Annotated in this window: 13 protein-coding genes; 8 read left to right on the top strand and 5 right to left on the bottom strand. The window is 66.8% G+C overall.

Going from position 1 to position 15,528, the window contains the following annotated elements:
- Positions 1-14 precede the first annotated feature (14 nt).
- From C0J29_RS15290 to C0J29_RS15270, 5 genes are all read right to left on the bottom strand, one after another.
- Positions 15-1,379 (bottom strand): wax ester/triacylglycerol synthase domain-containing protein, encoded by a 1,365-nt coding sequence (locus C0J29_RS15290; RefSeq protein WP_120792838.1) that lies wholly within the window; start codon positions 1,377-1,379, stop codon positions 15-17.
- 111 nt (positions 1,380-1,490) lie between these two features.
- On the bottom strand, positions 1,491-2,768 hold the full coding sequence (locus C0J29_RS15285) for a D-arabinono-1,4-lactone oxidase (RefSeq protein WP_065049556.1): 1,278 nt from the start codon (positions 2,766-2,768) through the stop codon (positions 1,491-1,493).
- Positions 2,769-2,770: 2 nt separating this feature from the next.
- Positions 2,771-3,976 carry a M28 family metallopeptidase gene (locus C0J29_RS15280; RefSeq protein ID WP_120792837.1) on the bottom strand — a complete coding sequence of 402 codons (1,206 nt, stop codon included), beginning with the start codon at positions 3,974-3,976 and terminating at the stop codon, positions 2,771-2,773.
- A gap of 19 nt (positions 3,977-3,995) precedes the next feature.
- Entirely contained in the window at positions 3,996-5,234 is a 1,239-nt protein-coding gene (locus C0J29_RS15275) for an amino acid deaminase/aldolase (protein ID WP_120792836.1), read from the bottom strand.
- Positions 5,235-5,438: 204 nt separating this feature from the next.
- On the bottom strand, positions 5,439-6,659 hold the full coding sequence (locus C0J29_RS15270) for a CaiB/BaiF CoA transferase family protein (RefSeq protein ID WP_120792835.1): 1,221 nt from the start codon (positions 6,657-6,659) through the stop codon (positions 5,439-5,441).
- A 228-nt stretch (positions 6,660-6,887) separates the two neighbouring features.
- Between C0J29_RS15270 and C0J29_RS15265 the strand changes: the two genes are divergently transcribed.
- From C0J29_RS15265 to C0J29_RS15230, 8 genes are read left to right on the top strand one after another with little or no spacing between them, the layout of a single operon-like run.
- On the top strand, positions 6,888-7,751 hold the full coding sequence (locus C0J29_RS15265) for a mycofactocin-coupled SDR family oxidoreductase (protein ID WP_065049552.1): 864 nt from the start codon (positions 6,888-6,890) through the stop codon (positions 7,749-7,751).
- A gap of 56 nt (positions 7,752-7,807) precedes the next feature.
- The gene (locus C0J29_RS15260; RefSeq protein ID WP_082994337.1) at positions 7,808-8,746 is read left to right on the top strand and encodes a thiamine pyrophosphate-dependent dehydrogenase E1 component subunit alpha; all 939 of its coding nucleotides are present in this window, start codon (positions 7,808-7,810) and stop codon (positions 8,744-8,746) included.
- 14 nt (positions 8,747-8,760) lie between these two features.
- On the top strand, positions 8,761-9,759 hold the full coding sequence (locus C0J29_RS15255) for an alpha-ketoacid dehydrogenase subunit beta (RefSeq protein WP_065164403.1): 999 nt from the start codon (positions 8,761-8,763) through the stop codon (positions 9,757-9,759).
- A complete protein-coding gene (locus C0J29_RS15250; protein WP_055580007.1) occupies positions 9,752-9,991 on the top strand; it encodes a lipoyl domain-containing protein in 240 nt (79 codons plus the stop codon). Before C0J29_RS15255 ends, C0J29_RS15250 begins: the two co-directional genes overlap by 8 nt.
- A 17-nt stretch (positions 9,992-10,008) precedes the next feature.
- A complete protein-coding gene (locus C0J29_RS15245) occupies positions 10,009-10,878 on the top strand; it encodes an enoyl-CoA hydratase/isomerase family protein (RefSeq protein ID WP_065049546.1) in 870 nt (289 codons plus the stop codon).
- Between the two features lie 19 nt (positions 10,879-10,897).
- Entirely contained in the window at positions 10,898-12,430 is a 1,533-nt protein-coding gene (locus C0J29_RS15240; RefSeq protein WP_065164405.1) for an acyl-CoA synthetase, read from the top strand.
- A gap of 13 nt (positions 12,431-12,443) precedes the next feature.
- Positions 12,444-13,796 carry an aromatic ring-hydroxylating oxygenase subunit alpha gene (locus C0J29_RS15235; protein ID WP_065049542.1) on the top strand — a complete coding sequence of 451 codons (1,353 nt, stop codon included), beginning with the start codon at positions 12,444-12,446 and terminating at the stop codon, positions 13,794-13,796.
- Positions 13,793-15,484, top strand: a complete 1,692-nt coding sequence (locus C0J29_RS15230) for an FAD-binding protein (protein ID WP_065049540.1) — start codon at positions 13,793-13,795, stop codon at positions 15,482-15,484. Before C0J29_RS15235 ends, C0J29_RS15230 begins: the two co-directional genes overlap by 4 nt.
- Positions 15,485-15,528: the final 44 nt, after the last annotated feature.

Raw genomic sequence — 15,528 nt, 5'->3', positions numbered from 1 at the left:
GGTGCTGATACCGATCAGTCGGCCAGCGCCAGCACTTCTTCGAAGCCGGCGACCAGGGCTTCGTGGAAGACGTCGTAGTCGGGAATCGCCGCGGTGTCGACGTTGACCCCGAGTGCGCAGGTGTCGACGTAGGACAGCAGCGTGACGTTGACGGATGAGCCGATCGTGGGTCCGAAAGCGTACTGACCGCGCACCGCGGCACCACCCAGAAACACCGGTACCGGAATACCCGGCACATCACTGGTCAAGAAGTCGACGTGGCGCAGCACCGAACCGATGTACCACCGCGGCATCAGATTCAGCACACCGGCGATCAACTGGGTGTGCGGCAGCGACTTCTCGTTGCGCACCAGGCCGACACGTTCGTGGATCTGCTGGATCCGGCGCGCCGGATCGGGCTCGCCGACCGGCACATCGAAGCGCATCAAGGTGATCTTGTTGCCGCCCATGTCATCGGTGTTTGTCCGCAAGCTGATCGGCATCGTCAAATGCAGATCACCCACGGCGACACCGTGCTTCTCGTGGTAGCGACGCAGCCCGCCCGCCACCCCGGCGACGAACGCGTCGTTCAGCGCGCCGCCGGCGCGGTGTGCCGCCTCCCGCAGTTGCGGTCGCGATACCTCGTGCACGCTGAGACGGCGGATCAGACTGCGCTCGGTGGTCAGCGGCGAGCCGGTCCGGTTCAGCGGGCGCACGGTGCGGTAGACCGATGCGGCGTTGGCCGCCGCCGACCGCACCGTCGCCACCGGCCGCCGAAGACCGTCATACACCAGGCGAGGTGCCCTTCTGGCGGTGCCGACCAACGCCTGACCGAGCAGAGAAGCGTTGTAGCGCAACGTGTCCCGGTAACCGTCCAGCCAGCTGGACGCGGAGACCCGCGGCTCCTCCGGCAGCGGCTCATGCGGGTACAGCTCTTCGGAGAGGTCGAACAGGTTCATCGCGATCTGCACACCCCCGACCCCGTCGGTCAGGGCGTGGTGGAACTTGCAGATCACGGCCGCACCGCCGTCGGCCAGACCCTCGACCAACGTCGTCTCCCACAGCGCCCGGGCCCGGTCGAAATCCTGCATCTCGGCCAGCCGCGCCATTTCCAGCACATCGTCGAGCGTGCCCGAACCGGAGACCGCGGTGCGCCGCATGTGGTAGTCGAGATCGAAGTCCGGGTCGTACTCCCACCGGGGCGGGGCCGGCGGCGGGGATTCCACGACGCGCTGCCGGAACATGGGCAGCTTTCGGCTGATCCGGTCGAAACGCTCGCGCACTTCGCCCCAGTCCGGAGGCCGGTCCAACAGCACCACGCTGACCACCGTCGACCGCAGCCGCGGATCGCTTTCCATCGCCCAGGTGAAGGCGTCGCTGTTGCGCAAGAATTCAGTCATGTTCGCCTCCCGGTCGTAAACCTACGACCAGCAGCGCCCCGCGTCAGCACCCTATTGGCAGCCAATGACTTTGGTCCCCACAGATGGGGCCGTTCGTCAGTCCCCACCGAGTCAGTTGCCGAGCACCCGCCGGGTGTAGTCGTTGCGGAAGACACGCTCAGGGTCGAGCCGGTCGCGGACCGCGATGAACCGATCCCAGTCCGGGTAGCGCTCCCGCAAGGTGGCGGCCGTCTGGTAGTGGCGCTTACCCCAGTGCGGCCGGCCCTCGTATTCGTCCATGATCTCTTCCACGGCACGGAAATAGGTCTCGAATTCCATGCCGCTGAACTGGTGCACCGCGATGTAACAGGTGTCGCGCCCGTTCGCGGTCGACAGGAACGCGTCGTCGGGAGCACTGAACCGCACTTCCAGCGGGTACATGATCGGCAGGTTTCGCCGGCGCACCAGGTCGATGACGCGCTGGACCGCAACGCGCGCATGCTCCCGGGGAATCGCGTATTCCATCTCGGTGAACTTGACGTTGCGCGCGCTGGCGTAGACCTTCCACCCGTGGTCCTGGACGCTGGACGGCGACATGAGGCTGGTCAGCAGCCGATTGAGGCGTGGTGCCGCGCTCGGGAATTGGCGCCCGGCGCGGCAGATCACGTTCAGGCCGACATTCTCGAATCCCTCGCCGAGCTTCTTCTTCCAGGCCGGCGCGGGCCGGGGGGATTCGTTGCTGCGCCGGGTGGTGCGGGTCAGCGCGGTGTCTCCGTAGGGGAAGACGAAGAATTCGAAGTGGTCATTGCCGTCGACGTCGGCGTCGAGCCGATCGAGCGTCTCGGTCAGCGGGCGTAGTTCGTCCTCGCGGTGCAGCGTGAACAGGGGCACCACCTTGAGGGTGACCTGCGATATCACGCCGAGTGCGCCCAGCGACACCCGCGCCGCCAGGTAGTCGTCGCCTTCGGAGACCTCCAGCACCTCACCGGTTGCGGTGACCACCCGGGCCGAAACAATCTGTGCGGAAACGTTTTTGAAGCGCGCGCCGGTGCCGTGGGTGGCCGTCGCGGTGGCTCCGGTGATCGACTGCTTGTCGATGTCGCCCTGGTTCTCGATGCCGAACCCGCTTGCCGCCAGCTCGGCGAAGAGCGGATGCAACTTGGCACCACCCTGGACCGTCGCCAGGCCGTTAGCCTTGTCGACGTTGATCACCCGCTGCAGACCGGTCATGTCGATCATGACGCCGTCGGTGCACGCGCAGTCGGTGAAGGAGTGGCCGCTTCCCACCGCGCGGACCCGCTGCCCCCGGCCGGCCGCCCGGACCACGATGTCGGAGAGCTCGGCCTCCGAGGCGGGCCGTTCGATCGCCGCCGGTGCGCAGATTTGGTCACCGGCCCAGTTCTTCCACATACTCATCGCACCAGCTCCCGTGCTACCGATTCCGCGACCGTGACTGCGTGAATCACGGTCTCATACACCAGATTTTCTGGCGTATCCGACATTTGGTGATAGTTGGACAGCGCCTTGTGGCGGTTGATCGAGGAGAAGCACGCCGTGGGGTAACCCGCGCGGCTCATCAGCACGGCGTCGGTGCTGTTGCGCGATCGCATGCCGCGTCGCAGTGGCGCCCCGGCGCGTTCGGCGGCGCGCACCACCAGATCGCGGAACGGCCGGTAGAAGTAGTCCTCCATGACGGTGGTGCCTTCGCCCTCGAGCATGATGAGCTCGGGCGAGCCGACGGTGTCGAAGTTCAGGAAATAGCTTCGCTCGGGATCGAGTTCGGGCTTGTGCCGCGCCATGAAACCGTAGATGCCGCCCTGCAACTGCTCCTCGGCGCCCAGCGAGACCAGGAGCACCCGCACCCCCGTGACGGGCCGGTCACGCAGCCGCTCGGCCAGGGCTACCAGCAGCGCGACGGCCGAGAGATTGTCGTTGGCCCCGGGGACGATCGGGCTGCGCGCGATGTCGGTGAATGCGGCCACGCCGATCGCGCTCACCGCGGCTCCGGCCAGCATCATGGCGCGGCTGCCGCGCAGGGCCCCGAGACCGGCCAGCGCGGGCGCGAAGATCGTCGGCCACCAGTTGGGCAGGGAGGTGTCGACCCGTTCGACGATGCCCGGGAACCACGCGACGGCATACTCCTGAAGTTTGGAGTCGAAGAACTTGCCACTGTGCGCGGCGTCGTGGTGCGCGCACACGACCACGGTGTGCTCGCCGGACGGATCACCGGCTTCGGCCACCACATTCCAGGTGGTCCGGGATTTGTGCAGGGTCTTGCGCACTACCCGGGCGCCGTTGGAGCAGTCGTCGGCGATGGCCAGTCCGGCGCCGACCCCGGCCAGCGCCGCCGGCGCGCGCAGCCGCCGGCTGACCAGGCCCGCCGCGGCGGCCGCGACACCGACGGCGGACAACTTGGCGTGCAGCCGCGGGTAGCCGTCGTAGAACTGCTCTTCTTCGATGCGCGCCTGCCGCGCTCCGGCGGCCCGCAGCCGCTCGACGATCCACGCGGCCGCCTGGTATTCACCCGGGCTGCCGGCGCCCCGCTCGATGGGCGCGAGCGTCTCGATCACTTCGCGCAAGGTGTCGATTTCGGTCGGCCCCGCGCTGATCGCGGTCATGGCAACTCCTGTTCGCGCATCAGAGGAACGTGCACCCCTCACCCCGGTAGGTCGGGACCGTGTCGACGATTGCCGCGCCGCGAACCAGGTGCAGACGGTCGAACCGTTCGCACAACTCGCCGGCCTTGGTGTGGCGGAAGTAGACCTTGTCGCCGATCTTCAGGCTGCGGGCCGCGTCGCCGGTCAGCGGCGTCTGAACTTCGCCGGTCCCCTCCATCGAGTTCAGCGCGAGCCCTTCGGGCAGGTAGGGGGTGGGCATCCGGTCCTTGGCGCCGACGCCGCTGGCCAGATAGCCACCGCCCAGTGCCGTGACCGTCTGCTCGTCCGGTCGCCGGGACACCGGCAGCGCGAAGATCGCCGCGGGCTGCAGCGTGAACGATGAGTAGGAATCGAACAGCGTTGGCGCATAGAAGCCGGATCCGGCGGTCGCCTCGGTCATCGCCGGTTCCTGGGCAACCCATTGCAGGTCGCCGGTGCCGCCGGCGTTGACGATCTCGAGCTCGGCCACGTCCCGGACGAGCTCCACGGCACGGGCACGGCGCTCCCGCAACTCTGCGATCGACCGCCGCTGCATGAGGCCGACGAGCGCGTTCTGCACAGGCTTGCCGGCGACGTGGTCGCCGAACCCGGCGATGTGGCCCTCATAGGACATCAGCGCGACGAGTCTCAGCCTGGCCCGGCGCGCGATCTCCTCCGCAAGGGCGCGTGCCTGTTCGGGCGTGTGCAACGGGGAGCGCTTGGGGCCGATCTTGACGCGCCCGCCGGCCGGCCAGTATCCGGCGTCGAGATCCAGGCACAGCCGCACCGGCTGGTTGGTCGCGCTCTCGATCAGGTCGAGATGCTCGACGCAGTCGACCATCACTACCGGCGCACCGTCGGGGTCTGCGGCGGTGATCTCGCCCAGCTCGCGCAGCGCCGCGCGGTCCGTACTCGGGTAGGCGAGCAGGAGATTGCGGAATCCGTGGCCGGCCAGCCACAGGGTTTCACGCAGCGTAAAGGTCATCAGCCCGTTGAAGCGCTGATTCGAGTCGAGGATCTCCCGTTGAATCGGCCTGCACCGCAGCGACTTTGATGCGACGCGAATGGGCTTGCCGCCGGCGCGGGCAAGAAGCTGGGCGGCGTTGCTCCACATCGCGTCGAGATCGAGGAATGCGAACGGCGCATCGAGATCGGCGAATGCCTCCTCGTAGCGCTGCAGTCGGCCCTGGGTATCGAGCCTGACCTGCCCCTGCGGTGGTGGCTGGTGGGCGGCATTCACGCCGTCACCTTACTGAACATTCGCTCAATTGCGGCAACATGCGCGCAACCGAGTCGGCAGTCTGTGCAGTTTGCCGCCCCGGCCGCTCGATTTTGTGCAGAATGCCCTGCTACCGCCGCTCGGGTCCGGCCTGCCGCCGAGCGCCCCGCTCCCCCGCCACGTGCCGATCAGGACGGCGCAGCCACCGGTCCCGCCCGGTAGGGGTCAGAGGATGGCTTTGACGTCCTTGGCGTGCGCGATCTGATCCCAGTCCACATCCAATTCAAGCAAAATTTCCTCGGTGTGCTGGCCGTGTTCCGGTGCCCGGCTGGGGCCCGGCGGGGTTTCGTCGAATTGCACTGGGGCGGCGACGATCCGGTACTTCTCGCCCTGGTCGTCGACGTTGGTGACCACATACCCGTTGGGTTCCACCTGCGGGTCGTTGAGCGTCTCGCGCGGTGTCGCCAGCGCACCCCACACTCCCGGTTCGTCACGCAGGACCTGCCGCCAGTGCGCGAGGTCATGTGCGGCAAAGGCATTGGCGAAGATGGCGGTTGCCTCGGTGGCGTTGGCGATCAGGTTGGCCGACGGCACGAATCGTTCATCGTTGACCAACTCCGGCAGACCCATTCGGCGGCAGAAGCCGGCCCAGAATTTATCGGGTTGCAGGAAGACCAGCTGAATCCATCTGTCGTCCTTGGTCTTGTAACGCGCCACCAGCGGGTTGATGGCCAATCCCGGTGGCGCGCCAGGGATTCCGTCGATATCGAACAGATCCGCGACCGAGATCGACGGTGCGATGGCCCACATCGCCTGCGCCAGCAGGGAAGAGTCCACGATGCTCGGCTCGCCGGTCCGCTCGCGGTGAAACAGAGCGGCGCACACCCCGCCGGCCAGCGTCGCCCCACCCTGCAGGTCACCGAACGCGGGGCCCTGCACCGCCGGGTTCTCGGTGCCGAAGGGTGTCAGCGTGTACGCCACGCCACCGCGGGCCAGGTAGGTCGCCGCGTCGAAGCCGCCGCCGTCGCGATCCGGACCGCGCACGCCAAGTCCGGTGCCCCTGGCGATGATGATCCGGGGGTTGAACGAGCGGATGTCCTCAACCGTCAGCCTGGCCCGCTCCAGCGCACCGGGCAGCCAGTTCGTCAGGAAGACATCCGCCGAAGCCAGCAGCCGACCGAACAACTCGCGGCCCGTGTCGGTCTTGATGTCGATGGCGATGCTGCGCTTCCCCCGGTTGCTCAGCTCCAGAATGAAGTCGACATCGGCGCGCGCGGCCTGGCGGGTGAAACCGCCAACGACCAAGGCCCGTCCGGGATCACCGGAACTGACGCCTTCCACCTTGATGACGTCGGCGCCCCAGTCCGCCAGTGCGACTCCGGCGGACGGAACGTACGTCCAGGACGCCAGTTCGACCACCCGAACACCGCTGAGCATGCCCGCCATCGTCAACCCCCTCGGTTGCCCGGTTCATTCCTTGCTATTTTAGATATTCTAGCTACTGTAAGGCATGTTGGTAGCCCGACCGCAGCCATGCCCGATCCAGCACGGCTGCCTGTGGAAGAGATGTGATGGAAGCCGGCCGCTGGTCAGATGCCCGGACCCTTCCCATGACGAAGGATGTTGGGCCACAGCGCCGATCGCGCGAACAGATACCGGGGTAAGGGGCGGGACGTGGGCCGAGTAGCCGGGAAAGTGGCTGTCGTAAGCGGGGCGGCGCGGGGTCAGGGCCGATCCCATGCGCGGATGCTGGCGGCCGAGGGTGCCGACATCATCGGGATCGACCTCTGCGACGACATCGAGACCAACGAGTACCCGCTGGCGCGGCCGGAGGATCTCGAAGAGACCGGACGGTTGGTGGAGAAGGAAGGCCAACGCTTCCATTCCGTGGTCGCCGACGTCCGGGACCGGGCCGCGCTGTCGGCCGCCATCGACGACGGCGTCGCCGAGCTGGGCCATCTGGACATCGTGGTTGCCAACGCAGGCATCTGCCCGCTGACCGCGGGGCTGCCGCCGCAGGCCTTCGCCGATGCCGTCGACGTCGATCTCGGCGGCGTGCTGAACCTGGTGCACAGCAGCCTCAAACACCTGCACGCCGGCGCGTCCATCATCGTGATCGGATCCAACGCCGCCTTCATGTCGTCGATGAACACCACCGGTATCGACGGCGGCCCCGGCGGAGCCGGCTATGCCTTCGCGAAAATCGCTGCGGCACACTATGTGAACGACTTCGCGCGGGCACTGGCACCGTTCTCCATCCGGATGAACGCGGTGCACCCCACCAATGTGAACACCGACATGCTGCACAGCGCGCCGATGTACCGGGCGTTCCGGCCCGACCTGGCCAACCCGACCCGGGAAGACGCCGAGCCCATTTTTCCGTTGGTACAGGCGATGCCCGTGCCCTACGTGGAACCGGAGGATATCAGCGAAGCCGTGCTGTTCCTGGCCTCCGACGCGGCGCGCTACATCACCGGCCAGCAGCTGCGGGTCGACGCCGGCGGATTCCTCAAGGTCAAACCCTGGTCAGGCTCCTAACCCTGTCTTGCAACGGAATTGGAGGTCAGGTGAACGAGCGCCGGCTGTACGAACTGATGGCGTTGATGAAGACGGCTGACGACCGGCTGTCCAAGGGCATCGGCACCGGGGAGTTCATGTGCGTGTACTGGCCGTCGCGCGGACAGGAAGCCATCGCGGCGGCGATGGGTGTGGCACTGCGGGACGACGACCAACTGGTCACCACCTACCGGGGGCTGCATGATCTGATCGGCAAGGGCGTTCCGCTGGAAGAGATCTACGGCGAGATGATGGGCCGTGTCGTCGGGGCCGGCCGCGGCAAGGGCGGCACCATGCACATCGCCAACCCCGATAAGGGCGTGATGCTCTCGACCGGCATCGTCGGAGCCGGTCCCCCGGTGGCCGTCGGACTGGCCATGGCCGGCAAACGTAAAGGCCTGGAACGGGTTACGGTCGTCAGCTTCGGTGACGGCGCCACCAACACCGGCTCGTTCCACGAGGCCGCCAACATGGCCGCCCTGTGGGACCTGCCGCTGGTCTTCGTCTGCCAGAACAATCTGTACGCCGAGATGACGCCGACGACGGACACCATGAAGATCGCGCAGGTAGCCGACCGCGCCGCGGGTTACGGGATGCCTGGGGTCCGCGTCGACGGCAACGACCCGCTGGCGGTGCAGGCAGTCCTGGTGCAGGCGCTGGAGCGGGCCCGCGGTGGCGGCGGACCCACCTTCATCGAGTGCGTGACCTTCCGGTTCCGCGGCCACTACTTCGGCGACCGGATGCCCTACATCCCCAAAGACCAGCTCGCCGAGGCGCTGGCGGCCGACCCGGTCCCGCGGTTCCGCAGTCACCTGGAGGCGGCGGGGATATGCAGCGCGGACGAACTCGACCGCATCGACGCCGAGGCGCAGGCGGCCGTCGAGACCGCGCTTCGCACGGTTCTCAGTGCCGATCCACCGTCGATCGACGAACTGGACCGGGATGTGTACGCGACCCCGATCAAGTTCCCCGGGTGAGGAATCCACTGGCTATGGAAGAAAAAGAGATGACGATGCGCGAGGCGCTCAACCTCGCGCTGGACCAAGCGCTGCAAGCCGACGACCGGGTCTTCCTGCTGGGTGAGGACATCGCCGACCCCGGCGCGTCGGGCCCTACCGCGGGGCTGTCGACGAAGTACGGGCACGAGCGGGTGCTGGACACGCCGATCTCGGAGGCCGCGATCCTCGGCGCGGCGATCGGCGCCGCGATCGACGGCCTGCTGCCGGTGGCCGAGATCATGATCATGGACTTCATCGGTATCGCCGCCGACCAGTTGATCAACAACGCCGCCAAGTTGCGGTTCATGACCGCGGGCCGGACGACGGCGCCGATCACCGTCCGGACGCAGGTGTACGCGGGGCTGGCCACCGGCGCCACGCACTCGCAGTCCCTGGAAGCGTGGTTCATGCACATTCCCGGGATGAAGGTCATCGTGCCGTCCACTCCGCGGGACGGCAAAGGCCTGCTCACCTCGGCCATCTTCGATGAAGACCCGTGCCTGTTCGTCGAGACGATCCGGCTGCAGGGACGTAAGGGCCCGGTCCCGCTGGATCCGGGGTTCGCGATTCCGTTGGGACAGGCCGATATCAAGCGGCCCGGCACCGATGTCAGCCTGATCAGTTACGGCCGCGCGGTGCACGACGCGCTGGCGGCGGCGGCCACTCTTGCCGAACAGGGGGTCAGCGCCGAGGTGGTCGATCTGCGCACCCTGCTCCCGCTCGACGTCGACACCATCGTCGAATCCGCCCGTCGCACCAGGCGAGTCGTGATCGTGCACGACGCGATCCAGTTCGCCGGCCCGGGAGCCGAGATCGCCGCCATCCTGTCGTCGGAACTGTTCGGCGAACTGGCCGCGCCCATCCAGCGGATCGGAGCCAGGTTCGTGCCCAACCCGGCCGCGGCCGGCCTGGAGGCCCAGGTCTACCCGGCGCCGGCCCGCATCGTCGCGGCCGCGCAACTCACCCTGGAGAAGGCGAAAGCGCATGGCTGACTTCATCATCCGAATTCCGCGGGTGTCGGTCGCCGTCTCGGAGGCCGAGCTCACCGAGTTGCTGGTGAACGGCGGCGACTATGTGGAAGAAGGCACCCCGATCTACGTCATCGCCACCGAGAAGGTGGAACAGGAAATCGAAGCCGGCGCATCGGGCACCGTGCGGTGGACGGCGCAGACTGGAACAACTTACGACATCGGCACCGAAATCGGCGTCATCACCTCATCCTGAAAGGTAATCGAAAAGTCATGGATCTCAACGAGACTCGCGAACGGATCATCTACGAGAAAGAGGGTCCGATCGCCCGCGTCACGCTGAACTGGCCGGAGAAGGCCAACGCGCAGGACCAGAAGCTGGCCGAGGAGGTCGACGCCGCGCTGCTGGACGCCGACCGCGACTACGACATCAAGGTGCTGGTCCTCAAGGCCAACGGCAAGGGCTTCTGCTCGGGACACGCCATCGGCAACAACGCCGTGGACTACCCGGCGTTCGTCGAGGGCGCGAAGGTGATGGGCACACCGTGGAAGCCGCAGACGGATCTGTTCGTCAAGCCGGTGATGAATCTGTGGGAGTTCTCCAAACCGACCATCGCGCAGGTGCACGGCTACTGCGTGGGAGGGGGCACGCACTACGGGCTGACCACCGACATCGTCATCGCGGCCGAGGACGCGTACTTCTCCTACCCGCCGCTGCAGGGATTCGGCATGCCGTCCGGTGAATGCTCGATCGAGCCCTGGGTGTTCATGAACTGGCGGCGGGCGGCCTACTACCTCTATCTCGCCGAGGTCATCGACGCCAAGAAGGCGCTGGAGGTCGGACTCGTCAACGAGGTGGTGCCCCGCGATCAACTGGACGACCGCGTCGAGGCCATCGCCCGCCACATCGCGCAGGCGCCGATGACGACGCTGCTGGCGACCAAGGCCAACCTCAAGCGGGCCTGGGAGCTGATGGGCATGCGGGTGCACTGGCAGAGCTCGAATGACCTTGTCGCCCTTGCCTCGATCAGCAAGGACGTGCAGGAGCTGATCCAGACCGTGTTCCGGGACAAGGTGCTGCCCTCCGAGCAGGCACGGCGCCAGGCCGCGGCGGCCGCCTCGACCGACGGCGCCGGCACCTGAGCCCGCCCGAGATCCGTCCGTGAACATCGCCGACCACGCGAGAACCGCCGCACGATCGCCGGCGCTCATCACCGCCGGCGGCGTGGTCTCGTTCGGAGCCTTGTACGACCGCAGTCAACGAGTCGCCGCGGCACTGCACGAAGTTGGGCTGCGCCGCGGCGACGGTGTGGCGCTGGTGCTGCCGAACCGGCCCGAGTTCTTCGAGATCACCTGGGGATGCCAGCTTTCCGGCCTCTACTACACGGCAGTGAACACCCATTTCACGCCGGACGAGGTCGCCTACGTGATCGACGACTCCGAGGCGAAGGCGGTCTTCGTCGACGCGTCGATGGCGGCCCTGGCGGCTCGCATCCGCGAGGTCAACGCCTCGGTGCGCGTACACCTGGTGGTGGGCGGCGAACTGGCGGGCTGGCGGTCCTACGAGGACGCGCTGACGACGGCGGCTGCGCCGCCACCCGCGAGCGACGGGTCGGAGATGCTGTATTCGTCGGGCACCACCGGCAGGCCGAAGGCGGTACGCCGTCCACTGCCGTTGGACGGCAACGGATCCTGGGCACAGGCGGTGCTGGAGATGGCGCTGATTCACAAATACGGGATGAAGCCGTCCGATGTGTATCTGTCCCCCGCCCCGCTCTACCACGCCGCCGGTGTCAACTACACCATGGCGGTCAATCGTGTCGGGGCGGCGTCGATCATCATGGAGAAGTTCGATGCCGAGAACGTGCTGCGGCTGATCGAGACCCACCGCGTCACACATGCACAGTTCGTGCCGACCATGTTCGTGCGGATGCTGAAACTGCCGCAAGCGGTCCGCGACAAGTACGACGTGTCCAGTCTGCAGTGCGTGATTCACGCCGCCGCCCCGTGCCCGGTCGACGTCAAGCACCAGATGATGGACTGGTTCGGGCCCATCATCCACGAGTACTACGGCGGGACCGAAGGATTCGCGGGCACCACCATCGGGCCGCATGAGTGGCTGGCCCACCCGGGTTCGGTCGGCATTCCGATGACCGCCGTGCATGTCGTCGGCGAGGACGGCGCCGAACTGCCCCTCGGCGAATCCGGCGAACTCTACTTCGAGGGCGGGCCGGACTTCGAGTATTTCAAGGACCCCGCCAAGACCGCGTCGGTGTTCAACGACCGCGGCTGGCGCACTCTCGGCGACATGGGTTACCTCGACGCGGACGGTTATCTCTACCTCACCGATCGCTCGACGTTCATGATCGTCTCCGGTGGAGTCAACATCTACCCGCAAGAGGTGGAGAACCTGTTGATCATGCACCCGAAACTCGTTGACGCCGCGGTCTTCGGGGTGCCGAACGAGGAGTTCGGCGAAGAGGTCAAGGCGGTCGTGCAACCGGTGGCAGGCGTCCAGCCCAGCTCCGAGCTGGAGGCTGAGCTGATCGAGTACTGCCGCAGCCATCTGGCCACCTACAAGTGCCCGCGCACCATCGAATTCGATGCCGAGCTTCCCCGTGACCCGAACGGCAAGCTGTACAAGCGACGCATCCGCGACAAGTACTGGCAGGGACGGATGTCCCGGATTCTATAGACGAGGAAACGCCATGGACGTCAACTGGACACCGCTCGAGGTGCCATGGGCGGTGCAGGACGCCGACCGAATTCCCAAGCAGCGCTACTATGATCCGGAATTCTACGAGCTGGAGAAGCAGAACTTCTGGCCGCGGGTGTGGCAGATGGCGTGCCGGCTCGAGGAGATTCCGAAACCCGGCGACTTCGTCGAATACGAGATTCTCGACCAATCCATCATCGTGGTGCGCCTGGATGCCGAGACGGTGCGGGCCTATCACAACGCGTGCCGCCACCGTGGCGTGAAGTTGGTGGAGGGCAACGGGTCCCGCCGCACTTTCGTCTGCCCTTTCCACGGTTGGTGCTGGGGCATCGACGGGCAAAATACCTTCGTGCTGCGCGCCGACGCTTTCGACGAGCACAATCTGGATCCCGCGGATCTGGCGCTGGTACCGGTCCGGTGCGAGCTGTGGGGGGGCTGCGCCTGGATCAACCTGGATGACGAGGCTCCCTCGCTGCGTGACTGTTTCGAGCCGTTCGCGACGATCTACGACGCCTGGAAGGTGGAGTCGCTACGCACCGAGTGGTGGCAATCGTGCCGTCTGCCGGTCAATTGGAAGCTCGCCACGGCGGCCTTCATGGAGGGCTATCACGTCCCGCAGACCCATCCGCAGTTGCTGCCGTCATCGCAGCCCGCGACGTCCAAGCCGCCCGGTCTGGTCCAGACGAGCCTGTATTTCATGCGCACCCTGGGCGAGGGCATGGCCGGCATGACGCACGCGAACGACATCCGCATCGCCGAAGGACTGCAGAACATCGAGCTGCCCAGCAATCCCGCCGAGGCGATGGCGGAGTGGAAGAGCACGCTCAACGATGCCGTCGTCGCGTGGCACCGGGCCCGCGGTTGTGACATGCCCGACCTCAACGATCTGCAGCGCCGCGGCATCGTCGACGCGATCGGCTTCTGTTTCCCGCACTATTTCCTGCTGCCGCAGTACAGCAGCGCCTCCTCCTACCGGATCCGTCCGCTCGGCCCGGAGGAAACCCTGTTCGAGATCTGGTCGCTCACCCGCATCCCACCGGACCAGATCACCGCCAAACCCACTCCACCGGAACCGATGGCACCCGACGACCCGCGCTGGCCGCCCATTCCCGCGCAGGACTTCTCCAACCTACCCAGACAGCAGAAGGGTCTGCACTCAAAGGGATTCGAGTTCATGCGCCTGTCCAGCCGGATCGAGGGACTGATCTCCAACTTCGAGCGCGTCATCGACGGCTTCCTGGCCGGCCTGCCCTCCGCTGCGCTGGTGCCGGCGATCCAGAAGACCAACACCACCATCGACGTGCCGATCGCCGATCTCGGTTTGACGCGGGAGGTCGCGCGATGAGCACCAACTGGGATCGCACGGTCGACCTGGTGATCGCCGGCAGCGGCGGTGGCGGCATGGCGGCGGGACTGGCCGCACTGGACGCCGGCCTGCAGCCGCTGATCGTCGAAAAACAGCCCCTGGTAGGCGGTTCGACGGGGCTGTCCGGCGGCATCGTCTGGCTACCCAACAACCCGCTGATGCGGGCGGACGGCATCGCGGACTCACACCAGGACGGTCTGGCCTATCTGGCCGACGTCGTCGGCGACATCGGGGCGGCCTCCTCCCCCGCCCGCCGGGAGATGTTCCTGACCGCCGGCTACGAGATGATCAACTTCCTGCTCCGCAAAGGCGTTCGGATGATCCGCTGCGCGGGATGGAGCGACTACTACCCGAACCACAAGGGCGGCAACGAATCTGGTCGCGCCGTCGAGGGAACCCCGTTCGACGCAGCCGAACTCGGCGCCTGGCACGACAAAGTGCAGCCGCCGCTGGCCAAGAACTACGGGTATGTGGTGCTGACCAACGAGTTGCGGTCGGTGCAGTACTTCAACCGCTCACCGCGCGCATTCGCGGTGGCCACCAAGGTGTTCGCGCGCACCAGAGCCGCCCGGCTCGCCAGGAAGCAGCTGCTGACCAACGGCGCGTCGCTGATCGGCCAGATGCTGAAGGTGCTCATCGACCTCAGCGATGGCCAGCCACCGCTGTGGATCAACGCCGCGATGGACGACCTGATCGTCGAAGACGGCCGGGTGGTCGGTGCGCGTATCGTCCGTGACGGCGTGGCGCAGAATGTGGCGGCGCGCAAGGGAGTTCTGTTGGCGGCGGGAGGCTTTGGCCACAATCCCGAGATGCGCCGGCAGTACAGCGGCGAGCAGCCCAACGAAGGGCAGTGGTCGATCGCCAACGCCGGCGACACCGGCGAGGTTCTGCAGACCGCGATGCGCCTGGGCGCCAAGACCGATCTGCTCGACGAAGCCTGGTGGCTGCCGTCGGTGTTCATCGCCAACGGTGGCGCCGCCGCCGCCTCACTGGGGTCGGGACGGCAGCGTCCCGGGGCCATCTACGTGGACTCCGGCGGCCGGCGCTTCTGCAACGAGTCGAACTCGTACGTCGAGGTCGGCAAGGCGATGTACGCGAACAAGGCGGTGCCATGCTGGATGATCTTCGACGACGGCTACGTGCGGCGCTACGTGGCGGGTACCAACCCGGTCAAACGCGAGCACCTGCCCCCGGAATTGATCGAGAACGGCGCCGTCAAGCGGGCCGGGACGCTGACCGACCTGGCCCGGCAGATCGACCTGCCGCCAGAGGAACTGGTGCGAACGGTGCACCGGTTCAACATGTTCGCGGCCAAGGGGCTGGACCCCGATTTCGGCCGGGGGCAGTCCGCCTACAACGACTGTCTCGGCGATCCCGGGTACCGGCCGAACGCCGCGGTCGGGCCCCTGGACCGGGCGCCGTACTACGCGACCCGGGTGCTGCCCGCGGACGTGGGCACCTGCGGTGGGGTGATCACCAACGAGTACGCGCAGGTGCTCGATCAGCAGGACCGGGTGATCGAGGGGTTGTATGCGACCGGCAACACCACCGCCACGGTCATGGGCCGAACGTATCCGGGAGCAGGCGCGAGCATCGCGAGCTCGATGGTGTTCGGCTACGTCGCCGCGCGCCATGCCGCCGGCCGCAAGATCGCGGGTCACCACTAGTGCCGAGCAGACGCAAAATCGCCTCTATTCGGGACGAAAAGGGC

This window comes from Mycobacterium paragordonae (genome assembly GCF_003614435.1).
Taxonomy (GTDB): domain Bacteria; phylum Actinomycetota; class Actinomycetes; order Mycobacteriales; family Mycobacteriaceae; genus Mycobacterium; species Mycobacterium paragordonae.
Note: the sequence above shows the minus strand (reverse complement) of the source record. Positions and strands in the feature narration are given on the sequence as shown.